At 68.4% G+C, this 23,324-nt stretch carries 26 protein-coding genes; 11 read left to right on the forward strand and 15 right to left on the reverse strand.

Annotated features, from left to right (window positions below):
- The first annotated feature begins 46 nt into the window (after positions 1–46).
- The 6 genes from ABZ195_RS24015 to ABZ195_RS24040 all read left to right on the forward strand — a co-directional run bounded on the left by ABZ195_RS24015 (position 47) and on the right by ABZ195_RS24040 (position 4,542).
- Positions 47–901, forward strand: a complete 855-nt coding sequence (locus tag ABZ195_RS24015; RefSeq protein ID WP_355222190.1) for an oxidoreductase — start codon at positions 47–49, stop codon at positions 899–901.
- A 73-nt stretch (positions 902–974) separates the two neighbouring features.
- Complete coding sequence (locus ABZ195_RS24020; protein WP_355222192.1) at positions 975–1,376, forward strand: hypothetical protein; 402 nt, start codon at positions 975–977, stop codon at positions 1,374–1,376.
- A 16-nt stretch (positions 1,377–1,392) separates the two neighbouring features.
- Positions 1,393–2,160, forward strand: coding sequence for a class I SAM-dependent methyltransferase (locus ABZ195_RS24025; protein ID WP_355222194.1), 768 nt, complete (start codon positions 1,393–1,395; stop codon positions 2,158–2,160).
- Between the two features lie 4 nt (positions 2,161–2,164).
- Positions 2,165–2,299, forward strand: coding sequence for a DUF2256 domain-containing protein (locus tag ABZ195_RS24030; protein ID WP_355222196.1), 135 nt, complete (start codon positions 2,165–2,167; stop codon positions 2,297–2,299).
- 35 nt (positions 2,300–2,334) lie between these two features.
- A complete protein-coding gene (locus ABZ195_RS24035) occupies positions 2,335–3,813 on the forward strand; it encodes a glutamate--cysteine ligase (protein ID WP_355222198.1) in 1,479 nt (492 codons plus the stop codon).
- A gap of 69 nt (positions 3,814–3,882) precedes the next feature.
- Positions 3,883–4,542, forward strand: coding sequence for a class I SAM-dependent methyltransferase (locus ABZ195_RS24040; RefSeq protein WP_355222338.1), 660 nt, complete (start codon positions 3,883–3,885; stop codon positions 4,540–4,542).
- A gap of 4 nt (positions 4,543–4,546) precedes the next feature.
- Here ABZ195_RS24040 and egtE read toward each other — a convergent pair whose 3' ends face one another.
- The 11 genes from egtE to ABZ195_RS24095 all read right to left on the reverse strand — a co-directional run bounded on the left by egtE (position 4,547) and on the right by ABZ195_RS24095 (position 14,398).
- A complete protein-coding gene (gene egtE, locus ABZ195_RS24045; RefSeq protein WP_355222200.1) occupies positions 4,547–5,629 on the reverse strand; it encodes an ergothioneine biosynthesis PLP-dependent enzyme EgtE in 1,083 nt (360 codons plus the stop codon).
- The gene (gene egtD, locus ABZ195_RS24050; RefSeq protein ID WP_355222202.1) at positions 5,626–6,591 is read right to left on the reverse strand and encodes an L-histidine N(alpha)-methyltransferase; all 966 of its coding nucleotides are present in this window, start codon (positions 6,589–6,591) and stop codon (positions 5,626–5,628) included. The genes egtE and egtD overlap by 4 nt, the downstream gene beginning before the upstream one ends.
- Positions 6,588–7,280 (reverse strand): ergothioneine biosynthesis protein EgtC, encoded by a 693-nt coding sequence (gene egtC / locus ABZ195_RS24055; protein ID WP_355222204.1) that lies wholly within the window; start codon positions 7,278–7,280, stop codon positions 6,588–6,590. The genes egtD and egtC overlap by 4 nt, the downstream gene beginning before the upstream one ends.
- Before the next feature lies 1 nt (position 7,281).
- The gene (egtB, locus tag ABZ195_RS24060) at positions 7,282–8,589 is read right to left on the reverse strand and encodes an ergothioneine biosynthesis protein EgtB (RefSeq protein ID WP_355222340.1); all 1,308 of its coding nucleotides are present in this window, start codon (positions 8,587–8,589) and stop codon (positions 7,282–7,284) included.
- Between the two features lie 14 nt (positions 8,590–8,603).
- A complete protein-coding gene (egtA, locus tag ABZ195_RS24065; RefSeq protein WP_355222206.1) occupies positions 8,604–9,860 on the reverse strand; it encodes an ergothioneine biosynthesis glutamate--cysteine ligase EgtA in 1,257 nt (418 codons plus the stop codon).
- A gap of 149 nt (positions 9,861–10,009) precedes the next feature.
- Entirely contained in the window at positions 10,010–10,654 is a 645-nt protein-coding gene (locus ABZ195_RS24070) for a sensor domain-containing protein (RefSeq protein WP_355222208.1), read from the reverse strand.
- Between the two features lie 3 nt (positions 10,655–10,657).
- Positions 10,658–11,089: an organic hydroperoxide resistance protein gene (locus ABZ195_RS24075; protein WP_355222210.1), complete on the reverse strand. Its 432-nt coding sequence runs from the start codon at positions 11,087–11,089 to the stop codon at positions 10,658–10,660.
- Positions 11,090–11,128: 39 nt separating this feature from the next.
- Positions 11,129–11,659 carry a hypothetical protein gene (locus ABZ195_RS24080; RefSeq protein ID WP_355222212.1) on the reverse strand — a complete coding sequence of 177 codons (531 nt, stop codon included), beginning with the start codon at positions 11,657–11,659 and terminating at the stop codon, positions 11,129–11,131.
- A gap of 199 nt (positions 11,660–11,858) precedes the next feature.
- Positions 11,859–13,307 (reverse strand): catalase, encoded by a 1,449-nt coding sequence (locus ABZ195_RS24085; protein WP_355222214.1) that lies wholly within the window; start codon positions 13,305–13,307, stop codon positions 11,859–11,861.
- A 120-nt stretch (positions 13,308–13,427) separates the two neighbouring features.
- On the reverse strand, positions 13,428–13,868 hold the full coding sequence (locus tag ABZ195_RS24090; protein ID WP_355222216.1) for a hypothetical protein: 441 nt from the start codon (positions 13,866–13,868) through the stop codon (positions 13,428–13,430).
- Positions 13,869–13,942: 74 nt separating this feature from the next.
- Positions 13,943–14,398 carry a hypothetical protein gene (locus tag ABZ195_RS24095; protein ID WP_355222217.1) on the reverse strand — a complete coding sequence of 152 codons (456 nt, stop codon included), beginning with the start codon at positions 14,396–14,398 and terminating at the stop codon, positions 13,943–13,945.
- 112 nt (positions 14,399–14,510) lie between these two features.
- Between ABZ195_RS24095 and ABZ195_RS24100 the strand changes: the two genes are divergently transcribed.
- On the forward strand, positions 14,511–14,669 hold the full coding sequence (locus ABZ195_RS24100; RefSeq protein ID WP_355222219.1) for a hypothetical protein: 159 nt from the start codon (positions 14,511–14,513) through the stop codon (positions 14,667–14,669).
- Between the two features lie 3 nt (positions 14,670–14,672).
- On the opposite strand, the gene ABZ195_RS24105 is transcribed toward ABZ195_RS24100, so the two are convergent.
- The 3 genes from ABZ195_RS24105 to ABZ195_RS24115 form a co-directional block, all read right to left on the reverse strand.
- A complete protein-coding gene (locus ABZ195_RS24105; protein WP_355222342.1) occupies positions 14,673–15,767 on the reverse strand; it encodes a DUF4185 domain-containing protein in 1,095 nt (364 codons plus the stop codon).
- Positions 15,768–15,839: 72 nt separating this feature from the next.
- Positions 15,840–16,910 (reverse strand): aspartate-semialdehyde dehydrogenase, encoded by a 1,071-nt coding sequence (locus tag ABZ195_RS24110; protein WP_355222221.1) that lies wholly within the window; start codon positions 16,908–16,910, stop codon positions 15,840–15,842.
- A complete protein-coding gene (locus ABZ195_RS24115; protein WP_355222222.1) occupies positions 16,911–18,176 on the reverse strand; it encodes an aspartate kinase in 1,266 nt (421 codons plus the stop codon).
- A 104-nt stretch (positions 18,177–18,280) separates the two neighbouring features.
- On the opposite strand from ABZ195_RS24115, the gene ABZ195_RS24120 reads away from it, so the two are divergent.
- A complete protein-coding gene (locus tag ABZ195_RS24120; protein WP_355222224.1) occupies positions 18,281–18,892 on the forward strand; it encodes a nitroreductase family protein in 612 nt (203 codons plus the stop codon).
- On the opposite strand, the gene ABZ195_RS24125 is transcribed toward ABZ195_RS24120, so the two are convergent.
- Positions 18,861–19,328, reverse strand: coding sequence for a hypothetical protein (locus tag ABZ195_RS24125; protein ID WP_355222225.1), 468 nt, complete (start codon positions 19,326–19,328; stop codon positions 18,861–18,863). The genes ABZ195_RS24120 and ABZ195_RS24125 overlap by 32 nt on opposite strands.
- Positions 19,329–19,541: 213 nt before the next feature.
- Between ABZ195_RS24125 and ABZ195_RS24130 the strand changes: the two genes are divergently transcribed.
- From ABZ195_RS24130 to ABZ195_RS24140, 3 genes are all read left to right on the forward strand, one after another.
- A complete protein-coding gene (locus tag ABZ195_RS24130; RefSeq protein WP_355222227.1) occupies positions 19,542–20,804 on the forward strand; it encodes an ammonium transporter in 1,263 nt (420 codons plus the stop codon).
- A gap of 275 nt (positions 20,805–21,079) precedes the next feature.
- Positions 21,080–22,891: a 2-isopropylmalate synthase gene (gene leuA, locus ABZ195_RS24135; RefSeq protein ID WP_355222344.1), complete on the forward strand. Its 1,812-nt coding sequence runs from the start codon at positions 21,080–21,082 to the stop codon at positions 22,889–22,891.
- 46 nt (positions 22,892–22,937) lie between these two features.
- Positions 22,938–23,324 (forward strand): SHOCT domain-containing protein, encoded by a 387-nt coding sequence (locus tag ABZ195_RS24140; RefSeq protein WP_355222346.1) that lies wholly within the window; start codon positions 22,938–22,940, stop codon positions 23,322–23,324.

Genomic DNA, 23,324 nt, shown 5'->3' on the forward strand with positions numbered 1-23,324 from the left:
GGGCGCATTCGGATTGAATGCGCCCCTTTCGGGGTTGGATCAGACCATGGACACGTTTCAGCTCGGTTCGTTCACCGTCAACCGCGTCGGCTTCGGCGCCATGCAACTGCCCGGCCCCGGTGTCTTCGGCCCGCCGCGTGACCACGACGAGGCGATCGCCGTGCTCAAGCGCGCCGTCGAACTCGGCGTCAACCACATCGACACCGCTCAGTTCTACGGCCCGGACGTCGCCAACCAGCTGATCCGGGAGGCGCTGCACCCCTACTCCGCCGAGCTGGCCCTGGTCAGCAAGGTCGGCGCCCGCCGCGACCAGGAGGGCAACTGGGTGCCGGCGGCCGAACCCGACGACCTGCGCGCCGACATCGAGCTGAATCTGCGTGAGCTGGGCGTCGACCACTTGGCCGCGGTCAACCTCCGCATCCACTCCGGTGATCCCAACACCCCCGGCGTCGCCGACCACGAACTGTTCGACCGCCAGCTGACGGCCATGATCGCCGCCCGCGACGACGGGCTGATCGGCGGCATCGGCCTGTCGAGCGTCACCGCAGACGACCTGCGCATCGCCCTGGACCGCACCGAGATCGTCACCGTTCAGAACGCGTACAACCTGGCGGACCGCACGTCACAACCCGTCCTGGACCTGTGCACCGAACGTGGCATCTCCTTCGTCCCGTTCTTCCCGCTGGGCTCCGGGTTCAACGCCGACAACCCCGTGCTTGGCAACCCGGCGGTCAAGAAGGTGGCCGCCGACCTCGGCCGCACCCCAGCCCAGATCGCACTGGCGTGGACGCTGGCCGCCGCGCCCAACGTGCTGCTGATCCCCGGCACGTCGTCGGTGGCGCATCTGGAGGAGAACCTCGCCGTGGCCGACATCGAACTTCCGGACGACTTCAACCCGTAGCCCGGCGAACGCCACCACGTCCACTCGGCTCACCGCTAAGGTCACCTCATCGGGGTCGTCACCAAACCGAGAGGTGCTCGTCATCAATGCCAACGTGATCGTTCGCGGCCGCCGGGTCGCGGTGCTGGCCGCTGCCTGCGCGGCCGCCCCGTTGCTCCTGTGCGCCGTCGCCCACGCCGAACCCGACCCCGCCGCCCCTGCGCCCGATCCGCAGGCGGCCTGCGAGGCACCCGAATACGGGGGCGTGTTCGTCACGGGTCCCACGTCGCCGGACGGGACGACCCATGCCCAATGCCAGTACATCGTCTCGGGGCACTTCTACTACGACAACTACGACAACGGCACCTACGCGGGCACGCTGGTCTACCGCGACGGCGCGAGGGTGCCCACCGACCGTCCGGAGATGCCGGAGCTGTTGGGGCAGGTCCCCGGCGGCCAACGCCTGCCGGTCTTCCCGTTCCCCGGCCAGTTCTGACGCGCCGACGTTCATCATGGAGGGCATGGCCCCACCGAACGTCGACGTCACCGCCATGCCCCGCGGCGGGCCGGCCGCGTCCTGCCTGGACCGGCTCTTGGAGACCGACCGGCTCGAGTACCTCGACCGCGATTCCGACGATCCGGACGTCGTCGCCCGCAAGCGCAGCGTCGTGGCGGCGCTGGACCGAACCGGCGACCTGTTCGGCAACCACGAGAGATTCGCGCTGCTGGCCCTCGATCTGATCGCCGACGTGCCCGATCCGAAGATCCTCGAACTCGGTGCGGGACACGGCAAGCTGTCGGCGAAGCTGCTGCAGCTGCATCCGACGGCGCGCCTCACCGTCACCGACGTCGACCCGGTCTCGGTGGCGGCCCTCGGTGAGCACTTCGACGGTGACGACCGGGTGACGGTCCGGGCGATGGACGCCGCCGACATCGATGCCGCCGACGGTTCGTTCGATCTCGCGGTGTTCGCTCTGTCGTTCCACCACCTGCCGCCCGCCGTGGCGGCCCGCGCCTTCGCCGAGGGCACCCGGGCCGCCGACAAGCTGTTGATCGTCGACCTGCCGCGGCCTCCGTCGGCGCTGCATCTGCTCCGGCTTGCGACCATGCTGCCGCTGGCCCCGTTCGTACCGTTCGTGCACGACGGCGTGATCAGTTCGCTGCGCTGCTACAGCCCCTCGGCACTGCGTGCGCTTGCCGCGCACGCAGATCCCGCGATCGTCGTCGAGCTGCGGGGCGGTCTCGTCAGTCCGCAGGTCGTCGTGGCGTCGAGGCCCTAGCACCATGGCACGCAACGATGAGGTGAAGACGTGCCCCGTGTGTCGACGGCCGTTCGCCAATCGAAAGAAGTGGCGGCAACGCGGAGTGTGGGATCAGGTCGTCTACTGCTCGGAACGCTGTCGTAGAACCGCGAAGTGAACCGGCCGGCCACCTCGGGTCGATAGGCTCACCGGGTGGGTGAGGACGTCAGGCAGACCGAGTACAGCCGAGAACACCGGCTGCAGTACCGGCGGAAGGTGCAACTGAGCCTGGACGTGTTCGAGACGATGCTCTCCCAGTCGAGCTTCGAATGCGAACACCCGCTGACCGGCATGGAGATCGAGTGCAACCTCGTCGACGCCGCCTACCAACCCGCGATGACGAACCGCGACGTGCTCGCCGCCATCGCCGACCCGGCGTTCCAAACCGAATTGGGCGCCTACAACATCGAATTCAACGTCCCGCCGCGTCCTCTCGGAGGCAGCTCCAGCCTCGAACTCGAAGGAGAGGTGCGCGCGAGCCTCAACGCCGCCGAGGCCAAGGCCAACTCCGACGGTTCGCACATCGTGATGATCGGCATCCTTCCGACGTTGATGCCCGAGCATCTTGCGGCGAACTGGATGAGCGAGTCGACGCGCTACCAGGCTCTCAACGACTCCATCTTCACCGCCCGCGGCGAGGACATCATGATCGACATCGGCGGTGCGGAGCGGTTGACGCTGCAAGCCGCCTCGATTGCGCCTGAATCCGCCTGCACCAGTACGCAATTGCATCTTCAAGTGTCGCCAGCGGAGTTCGCACAGAACTGGAACGCCGCGCAGGTGCTGGCCGCGCCACAGCTGGCCCTCGGCGCCAACTCGCCCTACTTCTTCGGCCACGAGCTGTGGTCGGAGACCCGCATCGAACTGTTCGCCCAAGCCACCGACACCAGACCCGAGGAACTCAAGACCCAGGGGGTACGGCCCCGGGTGTGGTTCGGCGAGCGGTGGATCACGTCGATCTTCGATCTGTTCGAGGAGAACGTCCGGTACTTTCCGTCGCTGCTGCCGGAGGTGTCCGACGAGGATCCGGTCGCCGAGCTCGCCGCGGGCCGCACGCCGACGCTTCCGGAGCTTCGTCTGCACAACGGCACCATCTACCGGTGGAACCGTCCGGTGTACGACGTCGTCGACGGGCGCCCGCATCTGCGGGTCGAGAACCGGGTGCTGCCGGCCGGGCCGACCGTCGTCGACATGCTGGCCAACGCGGCCTTCTACTACGGGGCGTTGCGGGCGCTGTCCGACGACGATCGGCCGATCTGGACGCAGCTGAGTTTTGCTGCGGCAGAACGCAACTTCACCTCCGCCGCCCGCAACGGCATGGCCGCGCGGCTGTACTGGCCCGGCCTCGGCGAGGTGACGCCCGACGAACTGGTGCTACGCGAACTGCTACCCCTGGCCCACGAGGGCCTCGAGCGATGGGGCGTCGCCGCCGACGTGCGCGAACGGTACCTCGGGGTGATCGAGGGCCGCGCCAAGTCTGGGCGCAACGGTGCGGTATGGCAGGTCGAGACGGTTCATGCACTTCAGGATCGTGGACTGGCCCGGCCGCGAGCACTGGCGGAGATGCTGCACCTGTACTGCGAACGGATGCATGGCAACGAGCCCGTGCACACCTGGGACGGACCGTCCTGAGCGAGGGTTGAACGTCCGGTCTCGGCGAGTACGTTGGGTTGGGTGACCGATTCCTCCGACTCGAACGTCATGGACTGGGACAGCGCCTACCGCGGCGAGGGTGGCTTCGGCTACGCACCGCCGTGGAACATCGGTGAACCGCAGCCCGAGCTGGCGGCCCTCATCGCCGCGGGCAAGGTGCGCGGCGAGGTGCTCGACGCGGGCAGCGGCCACGCCGAACTGTCGCTGGCGCTGGCCGCCCAGGGGTACACCGTCGTCGGCATCGAGCTGACGCCCACCGCGGTCGCCGCGGCCACCAAGGCCGCCGGGGAGCGCAACCTGCCCGGTGCCACCTTCGTGCAGGACGACATCACCACGTTCACCGGTTTCGACGACCGCTTCGACACCGTCATCGATTCGACGCTGTTCCATTCGCTTCCCGTCGAGGGCCGTGACGGATACCAGCAGTCGGTGTACCGGGCCGCCGCACCGGGCGCCGTCTACTACGTCCTGGTCTTCGCCAAGGGCGCGTTCCCGGCCGAGATTCAGGAGAAGCCGAACGAGGTCGACGAGGCCGAACTGCGTGCGGCAGTGGGCAAGTACTGGGTCGTCGACGACGTCAGGCCGGCCTTCATCCACGCGAACATGCCGTCGGGGCCGGATGCGCCGTTCCAGCTGCCGCACGACCATGACGAGAAGGGCCGGACGAAGATGCCGGCGTTCCTGCTCACCGCACACAAGCCGGGCTGACCGGTCAGGCGGATACGGCGACCAACGCCGCGGCCAGTAGCCCGAGCTCCTCGTCGGTCACGTCGACGTGCGGTGACACCCGCAGCGCAGGCCGCGTCATCTCCCTTGGCGCCCGACCGATTCCGGCGCAGGTGGCGACGATGCGGTGCTCGGCGATCAGCCGGGCCCGCACGTCGAGGGGCTCGACGCCCTCGGGCGGGACGAGCGTCGTGATCGCGCTCGGCTCGGCCACGGATTCCACGACCCGCCACCCGGGCACCTCCGCCAGCGCGGTGCGTGTCCGCGCGCCCACCTCGACGAGCCGGGCCTGGATGCGCCGCGGTCCCATCGCGACGTGCTCGCCGAGGGCGACCGAGAGTCCAAGCTGCGCAGCCACGTTCACCTCGGCGTCGGCCAGTTCGGCCCTGGTCTCCTCGCTCAGCAGCCCGGACCGGCTGATCAGCAAGCCGACCCCGCGCGGTCCGGCGGCCCACTTGCGTGAGGACGTGTAGACGGCGTCGGCGCCAATGCCGGCGCAGTCGACGTGCGCGAACGCCTGGGCGGCATCCACGATCAGGGGGACGCCGAGGTCGCGGCAGGTCGTGGCGATCGCGGCCACCGGCTGCACCGTGCCGCGGTGGCTGCCCAGCATCGTCAGGTGGACCAGCGCCGGCGGGTCGTCGGTCAGCACGCGGGCAGCGGCGTCGGGATCGAGCCGGCCGTCGTCGTCGACCGGCAACGGCATCGGGTCGAAGCCGTGCCGCTGCATGACGGCGAGGTTCGGCCCGTACTCGCCGGGCAGGCAGGCGATCGTTTGGCCGCCCCGCCAGTCGCTCAGCACGACACCGAGGGCGTGGGTGGCGCCGGTGGTGAAGACGACGTCGTCGGCGCCGAATCCGGTGAGCGCCGCGGCGGCCGCCCGGCCGGCCCGCAGCGCGGGTGCGGCAGCCTCGGCGGCGACGTACCCACCGACCTCGGCTTCGTGGCGGGCGTGCACCGTCGCGGCGTCGACCGCGGCGAACGACTGCCGTGAGCACGCCGCGCTGTCGAGGTGCACCCCGGCGGTCGGCGGGCGGGCCGACCGCCATTGGTCGGCGAGGTCGGTCACTTGACCGCGAGCGACAGCCCGAAGTCGCCGGCGGCGTCGGTCCACCAGGCGATGCGCCGCAGACCGGCCGCGGCCAGTTCCTTCTCGACGACCTCCGGCCGGAACTTGCACGACACCTCGGTGAGCATCTCCTCGCCCGCCGCGAAGTCGACGGTCAGGTCGAGATCGGCGATCCGGACCCGCTGCGCCGTGCTGGGTCGCAGCCGCATCTCGATGCGCAGTTCGTCCGGGTTCCAGCGGGCGACGTGGTCGAAGGCGTCGACGTCGAAGTCGGCTCCGAGCTCCCGGTTGACCACGGCCAGCACGTTCTTGTTGAACGCCGCGGTCACCCCCGCCGCGTCGTCGTAGGCGCTGACCAGCCGGTCGACGTCCTTGACGAGGTCGGTGCCGAGCAGCAGCGTGTCGCCGGGTTGCAGAGTGTCGGCCAGCGCGGCGAGGAATTCGCCGCGTGGGCCGGTGGTGAGGTTGCCGATCGTCGAACCGAGGAACACCACCAGCCGACGCCCGACGAGCGGGATCTTGCCGAGGTGCTCTTCGAAATCCCCGCAAACGGCGTCGATCTCGACGTCGGGGTACTCGGCCGAGATGGCCGCGCCCGCCGACTCGAGGATCGTCGCGTCCACGTCGAAGGGCACGAAGCGGCGCAGCGAGCCAGCCTGATTCATGGCGGCGAGCAGGATCCGAGTCTTCTCCGATGTGCCGCTGCCCAGTTCCACCAGCGTGTCCGCACCCGACGCGGCCGCGATGTCGGCGGCATGGGCCCGCAGGATCGCCGCTTCCGCGCGCGTCGGGTAGTACTCCGGCAGACGCGTGATCTGGTCGAAGAGGTCACTGCCCCGGGCATCGTAGAACCACTTGGGCGGCAACGTCTTCGGCGACGCGGTCAGGCCGTCGCGGACGTCGCGCCGCAGGGCACGCGCCCCGGCGTCGGCTTCGAGGTAGTTGGACAGGGACACGGTCATGACGAGCCTTTCAGTGCGATCAATTCAACGGAGTCGTGGGAGACGTCCACGAGGTGACGGTCGGGAACGTCCTCCCAGCGGGGGTCGTCGTCGTAGGGTTCGCTGGCCAGCACGACGCCGTCGTCACGGCGCAGGATCGACAGGGTGTCACCCCACGTCGTCGCCATGAGTCGGGACCCGTTGCCGGCCATGATGTTCAGTCGCGCGTCGGGGTCTGCCGCGCCCACCTCGGCGACGGTGTCACCGACGGCGTCGAGGCCGCGCTCGAAGATCAGCGCGGCGAGCAGCGCACTGTCGACCGTGGATTCCGCGGTCGCGGACAGGGGCAGTACCGCCCGGTCGACGACGCCGTTGTGCGACAGCAGCCATCGGCCGTCGCTGAACGGTGCCGACGCCGACGGTTCGATCGGCATGCCGACGGTGGCCGACCGGACGGCAGCGACGACGCATCCGCTGCGCAGCGCCGGAGCCACCGAGGCGAAGGACGCATCACCCCACAGCGGCGCCGCGCTTCGCCACCGTCGCGCGATGCCGCCGTCGAAGAAGCCGACACCCCAGCCGTCGGCGTTCATCGTGCCGTGCCGTTGCCGGCGTGGCGAATATGATTGCACCAGAAGGGCTTGCGGCGGATCGAGGATCAGGGAGGCGACGGAGGCAGGCTCGCCCAACCATCCGAGATGGCGACACACGTCAGCTCACGTCCCATGCCAGTCGCACGCCCGAGAAGATCTGCCGGCGGATCGGGTGGTCCCAGTTGCGGAAGCTGGGTCGCACGATGTTGGCGGCCACCGACCATGCGCCGCCGCGGAGCACCCGGTAGTCACCCGCCCCGGACCCCTCGAAGAAGGGGCTGGAGTACTGCTCGTAGAGCATCGGCGTAAAGCCCGGCCACGGTCGCAGCGGGGACGTCGTCCACTCCCACACGTCGCCGAGCATCTGCTCGGCGCCGTAGGCCGACGCGCCGGCGGGATAGGCTCCGACGGGCGCCGGCCGCAGCGCCTCGCCGCCCATGTTGACCAGTGCCGAACTGGGTTCGGTTGAGCCCCAGGGGAATCGGCGGCGCGCACCGCGTCGGGGATCCCAGGCGCAGGCCTTCTCCCATTCGATCTCGGTGGGTAGGCGGGCACCGGCCCACGCGGCATAGGCCTCGGCCTCGTAGAACGTCACGTGCTGCACCGGCTCGTCGGCGGGAATGTCCTCCACGTATCCGAATCGGGTTCGCGTGCCCGCCTGGGCATTCCAGAACTTCGGCGCGCTCAGCCCGGCACTGAGACGATGCTCCCACCCGGCCTCGGACCACCAGCGCGGCTCGCGATAGCCGCCGTCGGCGACGAAGTCGCGCCACTCGCCGTTGGTCACGGGTACCCGTCCGATCCGGAACGGGGCCACGTCGACGACGTGGGCGTCGCGTTCGTTGTCCAGCGACATGGGTTCCTCCGCGGCGGTGACGCCGAGGACGAACGTCCCACCGGGAACCAGCACCGAGGTGCCCGCGACGCCGGGGCGTCCCGGCGGCAGGGGTGCTCCGCGACCCAAAATCGGGGGTCCGGTGCGAATGCTCAACGCTTGCAACATCGTCTCGTCGTGCTGATTCTCGTGGCTGACCACCAGACCGAAGACGAAGGCGGGGTCCACGCCCGTGCCGTCGTGGTCCGGCAGTGCCTCCAGCGCGTCGAGCGACTTGGCCCGCACGGTGCGCACGAACGACCGCGCGTCGGTGGGAGGCAGCAGCGGCAGGTCGACGCGACTGGCGCGGGAGTGTTCGAAGGCGTCGTAGAGTCGCTCGACCGCCGGTTCGAGCAGTCCCGGCCGACGCGGATCGTTGCCGCGCAGCAGCCACATCTCCTCTTGCCAACCGATGTGCGCCAAATCCCACACCAGGGGGCTCATCAGCGGGTCGTACTGCCGCAGCAACTCGGCGTCGTCGATTTCGACGAGCGCCAGCGTGCGCTCCCTCGCCGAGGTGAGCTGCCGGGCCAGTGTCTCCTTGGCGCTCACGGTCTCCTTGGCGCTCACGCCGTCATGCCCGCCAGTCGACTGACCGCCGACGGCACGTCGCCGCCGGCGACGAGGTCGGTGAAGTCGTCGGCCGAACTGCGGCCCAGCTCCACCTGACGCAACAGCCTTTGCATCGGAGCGCGCAACTGCGGCGGTGCCAGCTCGGCGACGGTTCGCACGCACCGCAGCGCCGACGTGCGCAGTCGCTCGTCGGCAAGCCCGACCCGGGCGGCGAGGTCCCATTCGGTGGCGACGGGCTCGGTGGCCTCGGCGGCGACCTCGGCGGCGGCGGGGTCGTCGAGGAGGGTGGCCAACGTGAACACCACCGCGGGCCACACGTCGTCGGGGGTGCTGTCGAGGTACCGGATCTCCAGGAAGCCGCGGGGTCGTACCGGCGGGAACAGCGTCGTGAGGTGGTAGTCGAGGTCGGCCGCCGTGGGGCGCCGGCCACCGAGCAGCGCGCCGCCGTCGGCCCAGTCGGCGAACGGGACGACATCGGTCATCGGAACGGTTCCCGGGCCCTGCACCAGCATCACCGGTGCCTTGAGCGCGTAACTGACCCAGTCCTCGGCCGGGTCGCCGCCGCTGGCGCCCAGCACCGGGCCGCACCGCGCGGAGTCCAGTCGGCTCCACACCCGCTGGCGGGTACTGCGCCAGCCGGACGGTTCGCCGCCCAGCAGCGGCGAGTTCGCGGAGATGGCGATCATCGTCGGGCCGAGCGCGTGGGCGAGCCGGACCCGCTCGGCCCAGCCGTCGCGGGGGCCGGCGTCGAGGTTGACCTGCACCGACGCCGTCGAGGTCATCATGGCGGCCCCGGCATCGAGCGTGCCGCTGGCTGCGAAGAATCGTTCCATGGCGCGGTATCGGTCACCCGGGTTGACCCGCTGCGGCGGCCGCAGCGGATCGGCGCCGAGCAACACCAGCCCGAACCCGTGCTCGGAGAAGGCCTTGTTGAGGACGACCCGGTCGGACTGCATCGCGGTGATCGCACCCATCACCGACTCGTGCGGCGGCCCCGAGAGCTCGACCGCACCCCCCGGTTCGACCGTGATCGGGCTGCCGCCCGGCATCGGTGGCACCTGGGCGATGACCGCGGACAGTTCGTCCCACCCCGGGCGACGCGTCGGATCGCTCAGGTCGAAGCAGTGCGCCTCGATCTCGAGCCCGACGCGGCCGACCGGGCCGTCGATCAAGCAGTCCGCCCCTATTCGACGGGCGGCGTCCGCAGAGTCGGACAGCTCGACTCCACACGTGTCTGCGGTGGTGGTCATGTCAACCATTCCCTCCGGATCGGCTCGCGGCAGCACGACGCGACCCCTTGGGCTCAAAGATCGCCTTCAACATCTTCTGCGAGGTAACCGACAAAACCCGCCGATCCATTCGCCCTCGACCGGCTTCGCGGGCGAACACCATGGGCCCGTTACTGGCCCAGAGTGTTCTGCATCGCGCCAGCCAGCACGTTCACCGCGGGGCCACCGTTGCCAGGCTGACAGACTTTCGCTTGTAGCAGAACGTTCTCGCGCAACCTGGTTTGAATGAAGCACCGTCGATCAGTACCCGCCTCCTGCTTGACCCACACCGCGTCGTTTCCCGTCGGTCCGCCACCGGAGAACGACCAGACCTGGGTGGAGAAGTCCTCGAGGTGCATCGCGGTCGTCTGGCCGGCGCATCCAACCGTCCTGTCGGTCACCCGGTGAAACGCCCGAGTGGCGGCGTCGGTGGTGGCGAATACCCCGACGGCCTGCTTGACCAGGTTGGTGTCGTCGTTCTCGGCGCGTTGGGCGACGGCGCCGTTGAACGACGCCAGGTCGGGGTCCTCGTAGACCTCGGGCAGACCGATGTCGGCCCAGTCGTTGCAGACGGGCAGGTCGACGTAATAGCCCTGAAAGGGTGCCGTGAAGGTCGACTCCCACCCCATCGGAGCACCGACGACGTTGCCCACCGATCCCTTGCCCAGGACGGCGTAGGACACCACACCGGGATCGGACGGGCGTGCGTCGGCGACTGGCGCCGCGGCGACGGCTCCCGCGATGACGGCGACCACCACGCCGGCGCTCCTGCGCATCGGCTAGACGACCTTGGCCGTCAGCTTGACCTCGATGTTGCCGCGGGTGGCCTTGGAGTAGGGGCAGACGCCGTGGGCCTTCTCCATCAGGTCGTCGGCGACGCTCTGCTCGAGACCAGGCAGGTACCCGATGAGGTGGGCGGTCAGCCCGAAGCCGCCCTCGGAGTCCTTGCCGAAGCCGATCTGCGCGGTGATGCCGCTGGCGTCGTCGACGTCGATCTTCTCGTTGCGCGCGACCAACCGCAGGGCGCCGAGGAAGCAGGCGGAGTACCCGGCGGAGAAGAGGAGTTCGGGGTTCACGCCCTCGCCACTGCCGCCCATCTCCTTCGGGGGACGGGTGTCGAGGTCGATCTTGCCGTCGGCGGAGGAGACGTGGCCGTCGCGGCCCCCGCCGGTGGACGTGGACTCTGCGGTGTAGACGACGTCGATGCTCATGGGCTCGATCATGCCAGGCCGTTCGGCGGGCGAGAATGCCTAGAAGATCGTCAGTGTGCAGTACGTGCGGGGCGGCGACGGGTAGGGCCAGGCGTATTGGCCCACCGCCGCGGGACAGGCCTGCTGGTCGCGGACGTCAAGGCGCTGCGTGACCTGAACCAATAGACCCTTCTGACCCCGCTCGGCGCAGTTGGCGAGTTGCAGCATGCCGATCGGCATGTCCATGACGTAGCAGTGATTGGCGACCAGATTGGGCACCAGACACAGGCGCGTGGTCGACGGGTCGGCGAATTGTGTTGGCACGTGCTGGTATTCAGCGCTCGGGCACGTTCCGGACTCGTCGGCGAGCGCTCCCACGGTGTAACTGGGATCCGCGGCACACGACGCCTTGTCCGCCGTCAGGGTGGTGGGTGCATCGGGGGAATCCGACGGGATGGCGACGCAGTCGCCGACCGAGAACACCTTCGCCAAGCCGCGTTGCGGTGGTGCCTGCGGCGTCGAGCACGCGCTCATCAAGAGCACCAACATCGCGCCGACCGCCGCGACCAGCACTACTCGCACGCGTGTCATGGGTAGCGACATTGTCACGAATTGGGAGCTATCGCCACATCTTCCCCAAAGTTCTCAATGGTCTCACAGACCCCAAGAGAATCACAAGGATGGCATTCTTACCGGCGTGTCGTGCCGCCTTCCCGGCCCGAACGCGACTCTGGCGACGCCCCACCCGCGAGGGTGGTGCGCCGCCAGAGTCTCGAACCGAGGGGACGAACTAGCCGTCGCCGGCGCGCACGCCCTCCTCCACCTTCTTGCCGATCTCCGGGTCGACGTTCGTCCAGTACTCGAACACCCGCGACAGCACGGGTTCCTTCACGCCGTCGAGCACGTGGCCGACGATGTTGCTCACCAGCCGTTCCCGCTGATCGTCATCCATGACCTCGCGAACGAGCGCGCCCGCCTGGCCCCAGTCGTCGTCCTCGGGCCGCAGCGCGTACGCCGTTCGCACCATGTCACCGTCGGCCATCCAGTGCACCTCGGAGGCGCGGGCCGGGTCGGCCACCGGACCGCCCATCGAATTCGGCGCGTACACCGGATCGGTCGCGAGCTTGATCCGCATCGCGCCGTCCTTGGAGTACGCGTTGACCTCCGACCTCGGCTCGTTGACCGGGATCTGCTTGTAGTTCACGCCAAGTCGCGCGCGGTGCGCGTCGGAGTAGGAGAATCCACGGGCCAGCAGCATCTTGTCCGGCGACAGACCGGTGCCGGGCACGAGGTTGTTGGGCTCGAACGCCGCCTGCTCGATCTGCGCGTGGTAGTCGACGACGTTGCGGTCCAACGTCATCTTCCCGACGTCGATCAACGGGTAGTCCGAGTGCGGCCATACCTTGGTCAGGTCGAACGGGTTGATCCGGTAGGTCTTGGCGTCCTCGAACGGCATGACCTGGATCTTCAGCGTCCAGCTGGGATGGTTGCCCGACTCGATCGAGTCATACAGATCCCGCTGGTGGTAGTCGCCGTCCTCGCCGGCGATGCGGTCCGCATCCTCCTGGGTGAGGTAGTCGATTCCCTGGTCGGAGATGAAGTGGTACTTCACCCACGACAGTTCGTCGCTGGCGTTGACCAGGCTGTAGGTATGGCTGGAGTAGCCGTTCATGTTTCGCCAGGTCTTGGGGATGCCGCGGTCACCCATCAGATAGGTCACCTGATGAGCCGACTCGGGCACCAGGGTCCAGAAGTCCCATTGCATGTGGTGATCGCGAAGGTTGTTGGCGGCCATGCGCTTCTGGCTGCGAATGAAGTTCTGGAACTTCATGGGGTCGCGGATGAAGAACACCGGGGTGTTGTTGCCGACCATGTCCCAGTTGCCCTCGGACGTGTAGAACTTCAGCGAGAACCCGCGCGGGTCACGCCACGTGTCTGGGCTGCCGCGCTCACCGGCCACGGTCGAGAACCTGGCGACCATCTCCGTCTTGACGCCCGGCTGCAGGAACGCCGCCTTGGTGTACTGGCTGATGTCGTTGGTCACCTCGAAGTGACCAAAAGCGCCGCCACCCTTGGCATGTGGCTGCCGCTCCGGGATGCGCTCCCGGTTGAAGTTGGCCATCTGCTCGATCAGGTAGTGGTCCTGAAGCAGGATTGGTCCGTCGGGGCCGACCGTCAGTGAGTGCTCGACGCTCGGGATCGGCGCGCCGCCGTCCGTAGTCGCGATCTTTTCAGTCATGAAGCCATCCATCTCTAGGTGCCGTCGCGGCCACTCGGGGCTGGGCCGCATCTCGTCTGAACGCACCGCACCAGTGGCATACCCACGAAGTGTCGGGCGCACTCGTCACCCCCGTCGAGGCTATCGACCTGGCGGCGTCGGCGTCACGAAACCAGGACCTTGCCCCTGGCCACCGCCACCGGGACCGCCCTGAAATCCGGGACCGCCCTGGAACCCAGGACCGAATCCGCCTGGGCCGCCTGGGCCACCGGGGCCACCGGGGCCGACCTGCCAGCCGTGTCGCGGCCCGCCTCCCTCGCGGTCGTCCATCTGGCCATGGCCATGATGACCACCGTGGTGGCCGCCGCCGACGCTCGCTCCGATGACGAATCCGGAGAAGAAGACGACTGCGACGACGAACACCGTCCCCGCGACGATGCCGACCCAGGCGGCGACGACGTTGAGCCTGCTTCGGCGGGGCCGCTCCTCGACGTCGCGCTCGTGGACGACGACGGGTGTGGTGGTGGCCGTGGTCTGGACGGGACCCGTGGCCGGTTCAGTGGATCGTTCTGATTCGCTCATGCCTCGATGGTGACCACGATCATGATGCGCCAATCATGAAACGCGTGTGAAGAAGCTATGAACGTTCCAACGGGTCAGCGGGGCGGCTGCCCCGGCACCTGAGTCGTGGGCGACTGCGGAGACATCGGGAACTGCGGGAAGATGTTGGGTAGCTGGAACGTCGGCCCGTTGGGGATGACGATGCCCGGTCCAGGTCCCGGTCGCTCGAACTGGCCTCTGGGCATGGGCATGATCATCGGGCCGCCCTGCTCGAAGCCGCCGGCCGCGGTGTCGGGCACCTTGGGCGCCGTCTCCCGGCCGAAGTAGAAGCCGGACCCGAACAGCACGGCGATGATGACCAGTGACCCGGCGGCGATGCCCACCCAGGCCGCCACCTTGTTGAGGCGGCTGGGCTTGGCCGGGGCCAATTGGCGTGAACCCGGCCCGGTCGGTGGGTAGGCCGGATAGGGGGAGCCCGGCGGCGCCTGCTGGTAGTGCCCGTCGGGCGGACCCGTGGGGGCGTCACCGGGATAGTCGAGTGGTTGGCTCATGTCTCAATGATCGTCGTCCGGTCCCGGGCTGCGCCACCACATCCGGCCGTGTTCCCTCGTGAATCCACTGTGGGGCAGGTTCGAGGGATCCCCACCGGGTACCACGTAGTGCATGGAACCAGGAATCGACGACTCACAGGCGAACCCCGTAGACGCCACCGAGGCCACCGAGGAGCAGCGCGAGCTCCAAGATCTCCTCGACGACCAGACGCGGGACCCGGAGGCGCCGGCCGGTCACCAGGATCGCCATCAGGTCTCCGACGAGACCTGATGACTACGGCTTGAGCGGGTTCACCGCGTACTGGATCACTCGATAGGGCGCATTGTCGGCTTGCGGCAGGGTGTTCCATTGGCTGACGAACACCCTCAGTTCGTCCAGCGTCGACCCGGGCGAGAGATAGCCGCCGTAGGGCTGGGCCAGCCGGTTGTCCTCGGGCGCGGGCAGGTCGTCCGCCTCGTCGGGCCACTCGCCGGCGAGCACCACCGTCGTGACCGGTGCAGTACCGAGTCCGGTGGGGTCGTTGGCGACGCGCACCTCCATGTTGCCGGTGGTCGCGTTGAAGTAGGACAGCACCGTCTTGCCGTCGACCTGACGGATGCTCATCTCCCCCACGCGGTCGCCCCACAGCGGCACCGGCGTCTTGCCCCACGTCGCGCCGCCGGACCACGCCTGCCAGCTGGACCGGTCGGGGAACGACTGCGGTGTCGCGCGGTAGAGCTCGACGGGCTCGCTGCGGTCGAAGTCGTTGGCCACGACGTAGACCCACCCGCTCGGCGAATCCGGGGTGGGGATCGGGTCGTAGTAGCCGCTGATTTGCGACTGTCTGCCACCGGCATAGGTGGCCGGCCGCCGGGAGCCGGGCACCGTGGCCCAGTTGCCCTGGTATGGCGTGGCCTTCACCAGCCGGGAGGTCGACGGAACCAGGTTGGTCGTGGTGGTCACCAACATGTAGTTCTCGCGGTTGACCGCGACGATGCCGGCCGGCAGCTGCGACGACCCGGGTGGGGTGGGATCGGCGAGCAGGGGCGTGTCGGTGCCGGTGACGCCGTAGTAGCGCACGCCGGTCGGATCGTCCACCGAGTCGAGGTCGACGTGCAGGGCGATCGGCGAGTAGTGCCGACCGAAGGCCACGCCCTGCCCGGCGAAGCTGTCCCCGCAAACTTGAAGCACCCCGCTGGGAAACTCCATGAACTCACAGAGGTCCGTGGCCCCGATGCCGTAATCCCTCGTCGCCGTGCCCGTTCCGGCCACCGGTCCGATCCGCACCACCTGCCCGAGCGCCAGCGGCGGGAGCACGGGCCGGGGCGCGGGTGCGGGTGGATCGGCGTGCGCCGGAGCGGCGAACAAACCGACCGCCACCACCAGCACGCCGAACGTGGAGTTGACGCACGCCAATCGGCGCCACGCCGCGACGGAAGTCCACACTCGGCGGCCGTCGAGTCAGAGTTCGGCGGCGAGGAGCTCGGCGATCTGAATAGTGTTGAGCGCAGCGCCCTTTCGAAGGTTGTCGCCGGAGACGAACAACGCCAAGCCCCGCCCGTCGGGGGCACCTGGATCCTGCCGAATGCGCCCGACGAGGGAGTCGTCGGCCCCGGCCGCGGCCAGCGGCGTCGGCACGTCGACGAGCTTCACGCCCGGTGCGGATGCCAGCAGCTCGGTGGCCCGCTCGGGCGACAGCGGCCGCGCGAACTCGACGTTGATCGACAACGAGTGCCCGGTGTAGACCGGCACCCGCACGCAGGTTCCGCTGACCAGCAGGTCGGGGATACCCAGGATCTTGCGGCTCTCGAAGCGAAGCTTCTGGTCCTCGTCGGTCTCCCCCGAACCGTCGTCGACCAGCGAGCCTGCCAGCGGCACCACGTTGAAGGCGATGGGGGCGACGTACTTGTTCGGCGCGGGATACGTCAGCGCGGACCCGTCGTGAACCAGCCGTTCGCTGTCGCCGACGACGGCGCTCGCCTGACCGAAGAGTTCCTCGACGCCGGCCAGCCCGCTGCCCGAGACCGCCTGATAGGTCGAGGCGATCATCCGCACCAGCTGCGCCTCGTCGTGCAGCACCTTGAGCACCGGCATCGCCGCCATGGTGGTGCAGTTGGGGTTGGCGATGATGCCCTTGGGCCTGTTCTTGGCGTCGCGGTCGAAGTTGACCTCGCTGACCACCAGCGGAACCTCGGGATCCTTGCGCCACGCCGACGAGTTGTCGACGACGACGGCGCCTGCGGCGGCGAACCTGGGCGCCTGGACCCGGGACATGGTGGCGCCGGCGGAGAACAACGCGATGTCCAGACCCGCCGGGTCGGCCGTCTCGGCGTCCTCGACCTCGATCTCTTGGCCGCGGAAGGTCAGCTTCTTGCCCTGCGAGCGGGCCGAGGCAAAGAACCGCACCGAACTGGTGGGAAAGTCCCGCTCCTCCAACAGCTTTCGCATCACCTGGCCGACCTGCCCGGTCGCACCGACGACTCCTATGCTGATTCCCCGGTCGCTTCGCTCTTTCCCACCGACGTTCACCATCTACAGCCCACTTCCCGCGTACACGACGGCCTCTTCGTCGCCGCCCAGGTTGAATGCCTCGTGCAACGCCATCACGGCCTTGTCCAGCTCGGTGTCCTTGACCAGCACCGAGATTCGGATCTCCGAGGTCGAGATGAGGTCGATGTTCACGCCGACGGCAGCGAGCGCCTCGCAGAACGTCGCGGTGACGCCGGGGTGGCTGCGCATGCCCGCACCGATGAGGGACACCTTGCCGATGTGGTCGTCGTAGAGCACTGAGGTGAAGCCGATCTCGCCCTGCAGCGAGGTCAGCTTCTCGACTGCGGCCGGGCCGTTGTCCCGGGCGCAGGTGAAGGTGATGTCGGTCTTGCCGTCTTCGATCTTGCTGATGTTCTGCAACACCATGTCGATGTTCACGTCGGCGTCGGCGACGGCGCGAAACACCTTGGCGGCGTAGCCAGGTACGTCGGGTAGCCCGACGACCGTCACCTTGGCCTCGCCACGGTCGTGGGCGACTCCGGTGAGGATGGCGTCTTCCATCGGGATGTCCTCCATCGATCCTTTGACGAGCGTGCCCGCCTTGTCTGAGTACGACGACCTGACGTGTATCGGAACGTCGTAGCGCCGGGCGTATTCCACGCATCGCAGCATGAGTACCTTGGCCCCGCAGGCGGCCATCTCGAGCATCTCCTCGAAGCTGACGCTCGCCAGGTGCCGCGCGTTGGGCACGATCCGCGGGTCGGCGGTGAAGATCCCGTCCACGTCGGTGTAGATCTCGCACACGTCGGCGTCCAGCGCGGCGGCCAGTGCGACCGCGGTGGTGTCGGACCCGCCACGGCCGAGCGTGGTCACGTCCTTGCTGTCCTGGCTGACGCCCTGGAAGCCGGCGACCAGGACGATCAGCCCCTCGTCGAGCGCGCTCCGCAGCCGGCCCGGCGTGACGTCGATGATCTTGGCGTTGCCGTGGGTGCCGGTGGTGATGACGCCGGCCTGCGAGCCGGTGAAGGACCGCGCCTCGGCGCCGAGCGAGGAGATGGCCATCGCGACCAAGGCGTTGGAGATGCGCTCGCCGGAGGTCAGCAACATGTCCATCTCGCGCGGGGGCGGCGCGGGATTGACCTGACGGGCCAGGTCGAGGAGGTCGTCGGTGGTGTCGCCCATGGCCGAGACCACGACGACGACGTCGTTGCCCGCCTTCTTGGTTTCGACGATCCGCTCGGCGACGCGGCGAATCCGGTCGGCGTCTGAGACCGAGGATCCGCCGTACTTCTGTACGACGAGCGCCACTGTTCGCCTTTCCCTTCACGCGTGAGTCCCATAAAGGATAAGGGGTCTGCGCACCCGATTTTCCCCTCGGACCCGACCCCGCTTCCGGCGGTAGCGTCGGACCCGTGACCGACAGACTGGCCGACACCCGCGTCCCGATCCACCAGCCGATCGCGGCGCGCTGGAGTCCGCGGGCCTTCGACCCCGAGGCGACGCTCACGGCGGATCAGCTGACGGCGGTGCTGGAGGCGGCGCGCTGGGCGGCGACCTGGGGGCGTCGCCAGCCCGTGCGGTTCGTCGTGGGGTTGCGTGGTGACGAGACGTTCGACGCACTGGTCGGGACGCTCAAGCGCGGCAACTCCTACGCTGCGGTCGCGGGTGCGCTCCTGCTGGTCTGCGCCGACGAGGGACCCGATGAGAACACGGCCTTCTACTCCGCGGTCGACGCGGGAGCCGCGATCGCCAACGCCAGCGTCGAGGCCGTCTCGCAGGGGCTCGTCGCCCATCCGATGGCGGGATTCGACACCGACGCGGCGCGGGCCGCCTTCGACGTCCCCGACGGGGTCAGACCGGTCGCGGTGCTGGCGGTGGGCACCCTCGGCGACTACTCGACGGTCGATGCGGCGATCGTCGAGCGAGACTCGCAACCACGGGAGCGGTTGCCGTTGGAGCAGGTGGCGTTCACGGGCCGGTGGAGCACCGCCTTCACAGCGGGCACGTCTGCAACAGCGCCCTGACCTGCCCCTCGTACTGGTCGTTGAATGCCTTGACCACCATCGCCGACGCCGGTGCGGCCGCGCCCGGAGCGGTGCGCGCCGCCTGCGCGTCATAGTCGAGGCGGGCCCGGACCAACCTGTCCGCGGTCTGCGCGATGTCGCGCGCCGGGCCCGCCAGGTCGGGCGCGGAGACCTTGGACGCACGGTCGGCCAGCCCGTCGGTCCAGTCCCGGTAGTCCAGTTCGGTGGGCAAGGTCTCCGAACCGTAGGAACCGGGCTCGGGTTCGTGGGTCTTGGCGTTGAGTCGCTCGATTTGAGTCTTGTTGAACGACAACAGCTCTCGCACCGGTGCGCAGTCCGAGGAGGACGGGCCGCGGAAGAAGATCCACCAGATGCCACCGCCGACGAGCATCGCCACCAGCACCACGACCGTCGTCAACGGCCTCACGCGTTTCACGCTTCGATGCTAGACAACGCCCGTGTCGCCAGACCCAGGCTGACGTGCGGGGTGCGTCGAACGACGTCACCGCAGCTTTCCGGACAATCGCTGTGATGTCCCTGTGGACGTTAACGTGCGCGCAACGCCGCGATCGCGTCTACGTAACAGAAACGACGTTCACTGCCGGTGATCGGCCCCGAGGGGGCCGCACCACCGACGGAGAGTTACCGAATGGACGTAGTTGACACCGGCACCACGGCGTTCATGCTGTGTTGCATCATCGGCCTCACGCTGATGATCCCCGGGCTGGCGCTGTTCTACGGCGGCATGGTCTCGGTCAAGAGTTCGACCAACATGATGATGATGACCTTCGGTGCCGTGGCCGTCGTCGGCGTTCTGTGGGTGCTGTTCGGCTTCTCGATGGTGTTCGGCACCAGCTACGGCGGCTTCGTCGGCAGCTTCACCGAGTTCGCCGGCATGAAGGACCTGCTCGAGTCCCAAACCACCATCTCCGGGCTGCAGGTGAGCCTGTTCGCGTTGTTCCAGGCGCTGTTCGCCGCCATCACCGTCGCCCTGATCTCGGGCGCGGTCGCCGACCGGATGAAGTTCGGCGCGTGGATGGTGTTCGCGGTGTTCTGGGCGGTGCTGGTGTACTTCCCCGTCGCACACTGGGTGTTCGCCTTCGACGGCGTGGTCACGGAGAACTCCGTCGGCGGCTGGATCGCCAACAGCCTCAAGGCAATCGACTTCGCGGGCGGCACAGCCGTGCACATCAACGCCGGCGCCGCCGCGCTCGCGGTGGCGATCGTGCTCGGCAAGTCCGCGATGTTCGGTCAGCTGCGCAAGCCGCACAACGTGCCCCTGACGCTGCTCGGCGCGGGCCTGCTATGGGCCGGCTGGTATGCGTTCAACGGTGGTTCGGCGCTGGCCGCCGGCAACTCGGCAGCCATCGTCATGGTCACCACGTTCGTCGCGACCTGTGCCGCCACCCTCGCGTGGCTGGCCGTGGAGAAGCTCAAGGACGGGCACGTCACCGGCGTCGGTGCGGCGTCCGGGGCCATCACCGGCCTGGTCGCCATCACCCCCGCATGCGGTGCGGTCACCCCGATCGGCGCCATCGCGGTCGGCGCGATCGCCGGCGCAGTCTGCGTGTACGCCGTTGGCCTCAAGGAGCGGTTCGGCTACGACGACTCGCTCGACGTGGTCGGCGTACACCTCGTCGGCGGCGTCATCGGCACCGTCCTGATCGGCCTGTTCGCCAGCGACAGCATGCCCAACGCCACCAACGGGCTCTTCTACGGCGGCGGTCTCAGTCAGCTTTGGAAGCAGATCATCGCCGCCGGTGCGGTGATGGCCTACTCGTTCGTGGTCGCCTTCGCCATCGCGTACGCGATCAAGAAGACGATGGGCATCCGGATCTCGCCCGAGGACGAGGAAAGCGGCATCGACGCGAAGCTGCACCGCGACGCGGCCTACGAGCTGCAAACCCTGTGAGGACTGGTCCTGACCGGCGCGATTCGCCCCGCGCCGGTCGGGACCTCTCGACCTGGTCGAGCTGCCGAGCCGGCCTCCCAGGTCCATGCCAGTGTTTTGGAGATCCACCCTCGCGGAGTAGGGTGTCCCACGTGCAGCGGACGCTCCTCCTCGGACGCCGCGACGGGGTCTGATCCAGACTGGCTTCCCGTCGCGGGTCGTCTTGATGCGCCGGTCTGAATTTCTTCCAGACTCGAACCGGAGCCAGAACCGTGAACAATCCCAACCCGCATTCCATCGACGCGTACACCTCGGCGCGCACGATCAACACCCCGTCCGGCGACCGCCACCCCGGCCAGCCGGTCTGGAACACCCAGCGCGGCACCTCGATGCCGGTCCACCGGTACCGGCCGTTCGCCGAAGAGGTCCCGGGCGGTAGCCCGGCATCGGGCACCGTGCCGGTTCCATTCGACCGCACCTGGCCGGACAGGGTCGTCGAGACCGCGCCGATGTGGTGCGCGGTCGACCTGCGTGACGGCAACCAAGCCCTGATCGACCCCATGAGCCCGGAACGCAAGCGGCGCATGTTCGACCTGCTGGTCCGCATGGGCTACAAGGAGATCGAGGTCGGATTCCCCTCGGCCAGCCAGACCGACTTCGACTTCGTCCGCGAGATCATCACCTCTGGCGCGATCCCCGACGACGTCACCATCCAGGTGCTGACGCAGTGCCGGGCCGAACTGATCGAGCGGACGTTCGAGGCCTGCGCGGGCGCACCACGGGCGATCGTGCACTTCTACAATTCGACGTCGATCCTGCAGCGGCGCGTGGTGTTCCGCGCCGACCGTGAGGCCGTCAAGAAGATCGCCACCGACGGGGCCCGGATGTGCGTCGCCGAAGCCGCCAAACACCCTGGCACGCAATGGCGTTTCGAATACTCCCCCGAGTCCTACACGGGCACCGAACTCGAGTACGCCAAGGAGGTGTGCGACGCAGTGTCGGAGATCGTCGGTGCGACCCCCGAGAATCCGCTGATCGTGAACCTGCCCGCCACCGTCGAGATGGCCACGCCCAACGTCTACGCCGACTCGATCGAGTGGATGAGCCGCAACCTGGCTCGCCGAGACTCGATCATCCTGAGTCTGCACCCGCACAATGATCGCGGAACCGCCGTCGCCGCAGCCGAATTGGGCTACCAGGCCGGTGCCGATCGCATCGAGGGCTGCCTCTTTGGCAACGGTGAACGCACCGGCAACGTCTGCCTGGTCACCCTGGGCCTGAACATGTTCAGCCGCGGCGTCGACCCACAGATCGACTTCTCCAACATCGACGAGATTCGCCGCACCGTCGAATACTGCAACCAACTGCCCGTCCACGAACGGCACCCGTACGGCGGCGACCTGGTCTACACGGCGTTCTCCGGCAGCCACCAGGACGCCATCAACAAGGGCCTGGACGCGATGAAGACCGACGCCGACACGGCCGGATCCGACATCGGCGACATCCTGTGGCAGGTGCCATATCTGCCGATCGACCCCAAGGACGTCGGCCGCACCTACGAGGCCGTGATCCGGGTGAACTCCCAGTCGGGCAAGGGCGGCGTCGCCTACATCATGAAGGCCGACCACGGTCTGGCCCTGCCGCGGCGACTGCAGATCGAGTTCAGCCAGGCCATTCAGAAGATCACCGACGGCGAGGGCGGCGAGGTGTCGCCCAAGGAGATGTGGGACGTCTTCGCCGAGGAGTACCTGGCGCCGATCAGTCCGCTGGAGCGCATCCGGCAGAAGGTCGACGCGGCCGAGGAGGACGGCGGCACCGACGCGATCACCGCGACGGTGAAGGTCCACGGCGAGGAGCGCGAGATCGTCGGGGCGGGCAACGGCCCACTCGCCGCATTCGTCGACGCCATCGGGGCCGTCGGCTTCGACGTAGCCGTACTCGACTATTCCGAGCACGCGATGTCCTCCGGCGAGGAGGCCCAGGCGGCGGCCTACGTCGAGGCGTCGGTCGGCGGAAAGACGGTGTGGGGGGTCGGGATCGCCACGTCCATCACCACGGCTTCGCTGCGCGCGGTCGTTTCGGCGGTGAATCGGGCGTCTCGGGCGTAAACTGCCGGCAACGTCAATAATGTTGTGCCGAATGTGAGGAGTGGCAGTGAACTGGGGCTCGACGTGGGACTTCCTGTGGCACTTCCTGGTCATCTTCGCGTGGATCGCCTACCTGCTGGTGCTCTTTCAGATCCTGACGGACCTGTTCTGGCGTGACCACCAGACCAAGGGCGTCGTGAAGGCGATCTGGGTCGTGTGCCTGTTCGTCCTCCCCTGGCTGACGGCGATCGTGTACCTCGTCGCCCGCGGTCAGGGCATGTCCGCGCGGGCCCACGAGGCCGCCGTCGCGGCCAAGCGGCAGACCGACGACTACATCCGACAGGCCGCGGGACGGTCTCCCGCCGAGGAGATCGCCCACGCGAAGGAACTTCTCGACGCGGGGACGATCACGCAGACCGAGTACGACGCGCTCAAGACGAAGGCGCTGGCCTAG

This window comes from Mycobacterium sp. NPDC006124, assembly GCF_040614235.1.
Lineage (GTDB): Bacteria > Actinomycetota > Actinomycetes > Mycobacteriales > Mycobacteriaceae > Mycobacterium.

Coding starts and splice junctions, on each gene's coding strand:
- egtA (WP_355222206.1), bottom strand. CDS start 9,860: ATGACCACCACCGCAGACACGTGTGGAGTCGAGCTGTCCGACTCTGCG.
- ABZ195_RS24110 (WP_355222221.1), bottom strand. CDS start 16,910: ATGGTGAACGTCGGTGGGAAAGAGCGAAGCGACCGGGGAATCAGCATA.
- ABZ195_RS24100 (WP_355222219.1), top strand. CDS start 14,511: ATGGAACCAGGAATCGACGACTCACAGGCGAACCCCGTAGACGCCACC.
- ABZ195_RS24015 (WP_355222190.1), top strand. CDS start 47: ATGGACACGTTTCAGCTCGGTTCGTTCACCGTCAACCGCGTCGGCTTC.
- ABZ195_RS24130 (WP_355222227.1), top strand. CDS start 19,542: ATGGACGTAGTTGACACCGGCACCACGGCGTTCATGCTGTGTTGCATC.
- ABZ195_RS24025 (WP_355222194.1), top strand. CDS start 1,393: ATGGAGGGCATGGCCCCACCGAACGTCGACGTCACCGCCATGCCCCGC.
- ABZ195_RS24030 (WP_355222196.1), top strand. CDS start 2,165: ATGGCACGCAACGATGAGGTGAAGACGTGCCCCGTGTGTCGACGGCCG.
- ABZ195_RS24095 (WP_355222217.1), bottom strand. CDS start 14,398: ATGAGCCAACCACTCGACTATCCCGGTGACGCCCCCACGGGTCCGCCC.
- ABZ195_RS24080 (WP_355222212.1), bottom strand. CDS start 11,659: ATGACACGCGTGCGAGTAGTGCTGGTCGCGGCGGTCGGCGCGATGTTG.
- ABZ195_RS24085 (WP_355222214.1), bottom strand. CDS start 13,307: ATGACTGAAAAGATCGCGACTACGGACGGCGGCGCGCCGATCCCGAGC.
- ABZ195_RS24070 (WP_355222208.1), bottom strand. CDS start 10,654: ATGCGCAGGAGCGCCGGCGTGGTGGTCGCCGTCATCGCGGGAGCCGTC.
- ABZ195_RS24040 (WP_355222338.1), top strand. CDS start 3,883: ATGGACTGGGACAGCGCCTACCGCGGCGAGGGTGGCTTCGGCTACGCA.
- ABZ195_RS24075 (WP_355222210.1), bottom strand. CDS start 11,089: ATGAGCATCGACGTCGTCTACACCGCAGAGTCCACGTCCACCGGCGGG.
- ABZ195_RS24090 (WP_355222216.1), bottom strand. CDS start 13,868: ATGAGCGAATCAGAACGATCCACTGAACCGGCCACGGGTCCCGTCCAG.
- egtD (WP_355222202.1), bottom strand. CDS start 6,591: ATGACCGTGTCCCTGTCCAACTACCTCGAAGCCGACGCCGGGGCGCGT.